Source organism: Frankia sp. CcWB3, assembly GCF_977927595.1.
In genome coordinates, this window is the sequence record NZ_CDWRCK010000067.1 from 14,588 (window position 1) to 18,231 (window position 3,644).

The 3,644-nt window shown below is 75.2% G+C and carries 2 protein-coding genes; both read left to right on the forward strand.

The annotated features are described in order from the left end of the window. On the forward strand, positions 1–1,962 hold a 1,962-nt coding region (locus tag ACY5KJ_RS07710; protein WP_462203066.1), incomplete at its 5' end, for an SDR family NAD(P)-dependent oxidoreductase. A 37-nt stretch (positions 1,963–1,999) separates the two neighbouring features. Continuing rightward, positions 2,000–3,644 (forward strand): beta-ketoacyl [acyl carrier protein] synthase domain-containing protein (locus tag ACY5KJ_RS07715; protein ID WP_462203067.1); only part of this gene is annotated, 1,645 nt, incomplete at its 3' end.

The window sequence follows — 3,644 nt, forward strand, 5'->3', positions numbered from 1 at the left end:
GCGCGGGCGGACTGGCGGCGGCTGTGGCCGGACCCGGCGCCGCGGCGGGTGCCGTTCCCGACCTACCCGTTCGAGCGGCGGCGGTTCTGGATCGACACCGACGCCCCGGCCTCGACCCCGGCCTTGGTCCCAGCCGCGACGGCGGCCCCGATCCCGATCCCGGCCCCGGCCCCGGCCCCGGCCGCGGACTACCTGGAGCCGGTGTGGGGGGCGGTGAACCCCGGTCCACCCGGCGACGTGCGCGAGGTGGCGATCGTGGGCGCGGAGCCGGATTCGCGGCACGCCGCGGCCGAGGCGTTCGCGGCGGTGGGCGCGCGGGTCGTGGAGGTGGCGGACGTCCGCGACCTCGCGTCGGGGCCGCTGCCGGACGCCCTGGTGGTGCTGTGCCCGCTGGTGGGGGACCCGGTCCTGCCCGACCCGCGCACGTCGACGCGGGTGGTCGACCCGTTGCTCTGGGGCGCGACCGCCGTCCTCGGGCGCCACACGCGGGTGCCGCTGCGGCTGGTCGTGGCGCACCGGGCCGACGAGCCGCAGCACTCGGCGCTGGGCGGCGTGCTGAAGACGCTCGCGCTGGAGCACAGCGGGGTGCGGGCGGTGCGGCTGGTCGTCGGGATCGGCGACCCGTGGGCTGACCTGGTGGTACGAGAGGCGCAGCACACGGCGACCGGTGTCGCCGAGGTCCGCTACCGCGACGGCGCACGCGAGGTGCGCGAGCTGACCGCCCTGCCCGCCGTGCTGCCCGCCGACGTGCGGTTGCCTGTGCGGCCGGGCCACACCTACCTCGTGACCGGCGGTCTGGGTGCGCTGGGACTGCGGTTCGCCGGTCTCCTGGCCGACCAGGCGCCGGTGAACCTGGTGCTGGTCGGGCGTTCCCCGGTCGACGAGAGCGCGGTGTCCCGGTTGTGGCGCGGCGGCTCCGCCGCCTGGTACCGGCCGACCGACCTCGCGTCGCCCGCCGACGTGGACGGGCTGGTCGTCGACGTGCGGGCCCGGTACGGCGCGCTGCACGGCGTCGTGCACGCCGCCGGGGTGACGCGGGACAGCCGTGCGGTGCGCAAGACGGCGCAGGAGGTGGCGGAGGTTCTCGGGCCGAAGGTGACCGGCACCCTTCTGCTGGACCGGGCCACCCGCGACGAGCCGCTGGAGTTCTTCGTGCTGTTCGCCTCGCTGGTGGGGGAGACCGGCAACGTCGGCCAGGCTGACTACGCCTACGGCAACGCGTTCCAGCTCGACTTCGCGGAGACCCGGGAACGGCTGCGGGAGCGGGGGCTGCGCCGTGGCCGGACGACGGCGATCGGCTGGCCGCTGTGGGCCGAGGGCGGGATGGCCGTGGACGAGGGGACACAGCGGCTGTTCGCGCGGCGATGGTCCATGGCGCCGATGCGGTCCTCGGTCGGGGAGCGGGTGTTCGCCGCGGTACTCAACGGCGTCACCGGCCGGTGTCTGGTGATGGAACGCCCCACCGGCGGCGAGTCCACGCCGGCCGCTCCGGCGCGGGCGGCTGCCGCTCCGGCGGACGCGACTGACGCGGAGGCGCTGTCGAGCGGCGAGCTACGGGAAACGGTGGAGCGGTGGCTGCGCGAGCTGGCCGCGGAGTTCCTCCTGGTGCCGCCCGCGGAGATCGACGTGACCGCCGAGCTCATGGACCTGGGCTTCGACTCCATCACGCTGGCCGAGACCGTGGACCGGATCAACCGCCGCTACGACCTGGACCTGCTGGTCACCGCACTGTTCGAGCACCCGACCCTGGCCGACGTCGCGGACTACCTGGTCGCCGCCCACGGCGCCGCGGTCGGGGCGATCGGGGCCCGTCCGGTCACCGTCTCGTCCGCTGCACCCGTTTCGTCCGCTGCGCCCGTCCCGCCCGCGGTGGCCGTGGTCGGTGACGTCGTCGGGCAGCCGATCCCCGAGCCGGTGGCCGTCGGGCGGACGGCGCCGGGTCAGCCGGTTCGGCGACGGTGAGTCCTGCGAGCACGCGGCCGCCGGTCAGGTGGGCCCGGTGGGAATCGGGACGGCAGCCGACGCGGTCGCGGACAGGCGCGTCGCGGTCATCGGCATGGCCGGCCGGATGCCCGGTTCGGACGACCTGGAGTCGTTCTGGCGAGACCTCGCCGCCGGACGGGACCTCATCGGCCCGGCGCCCGCCGACCGGGCCGACCTGTTGGGCGACGTCCGCGGTGGCTTCCTGGACCGGGTGACCGAGTTCGACGCGGCGTTGTTCAGGATGTCACCGAACGAGGCCCGCCTGGTGGACCCGCAGCACCGGCTGTTCCTGGAAACCGTCTGGCGCGCGCTCGAGGACGCCGGGTACCGGGCGGACGAGGTGGCCGGCCGTCGGGTCGGCGTCTTCGCGGGGATGGCCACCGCCGACTACAACGAGCTGATCGCCCGCGCGAACCTGCCGCGGCAGGCGCACCTGGCCACCGGCCTGGCCCGGTCGATCCTCGCCAACCGCGTGTCGCACCTGCTCGACCTGCGCGGTCCCAGCGAGGTCGTGGACACCGCCTGTTCCAGCGCGCTGGTCGCGATCCACCGCGGGGTCCGGGCACTGCGGGACGGCGGGTGCGACCTGGCGCTGGTCGGGGGCGTCAACGTCAACCTCAGTCCCGGTCTGTTCGACGTGTTCACGAAATCCGGGATGCTCAGCGCCGACCATCGCTGCAGGACCTTCGACCGCGCCGCCGACGGTTATGTGCGCGGCGAGGGCGTCGGTGTGCTGGTGCTCAAGCCCCTGGACCGCGCGGTCGTGGACGGCGACCGCATCCACGGCGTGGTCCTGGGCAGCGCCGTCAACCACGTCGGCAGGTCGCCGTCGCTCACCGCCCCCAACCCCCGCGCACAGGCCGACGTGCTGTACGAGGCGCACCGGGACGCCGGCGTCGCGCCGACCACGGTCAGCTACCTGGAGGCGCACGGCACCGGCACGCCGCTGGGCGACCCGGTCGAGGTCGAGGGGATGCGGCAGGCGTTCGACCGCCTGTACGCCGAGCACGGACAGCACCCGCGGGCGGGGCAGGTGGCGATCGGCTCGGTGAAGACGAACATCGGGCACCTGGAGGCCGCGGCGGGGATCGCGGGCGTGCTGAAGGTGCTGCTCGGGATGCGGCACCGCGTGCTGCCCGCCCATCTGCACCTGGTCGAGCCCAACCCTCGGCTCAGGCTGGAGGGCTCGCCGTTCCGGATCAACGACCGCACCGTCGAGTGGCGGGGTGCGCCGGATGAGGACGGCGAACCCGTGTGGCGCGCGGGCGTGAGCAGCTTCGGGTTCGGCGGCACGAACGCTCACGTGGTGCTGGAGGCCTGGCACAGCCGGGAACCACCGCGCCGCGCGGCGCTGGAGCCCGTGCGGATGAACCCGCGACGACTGTGGTTCACCGACCTGGTGGCCGCCGACGGGACATCGAAGGGAGAGGCGCCGATGGACGCGGCTACGACAACCGACGGTGCGCGTCCAACCGGGGGCGCGCCTCGCACCGAGGGCGCGCGTCCAACCGGCGGTGCGCGTCGCAAGGTCGTGCTGACGCCGCTGAACCGCGTCGCGCCGGAGCCCCGGCTCGCGGGTCCGGCGGTGCCCGCCCAGGCCCCCGCTCCTGCCGCTCCGGCTCCGGCTCCGGCCCCCGCTCCGGTGGCCGCCGCTTCCAATC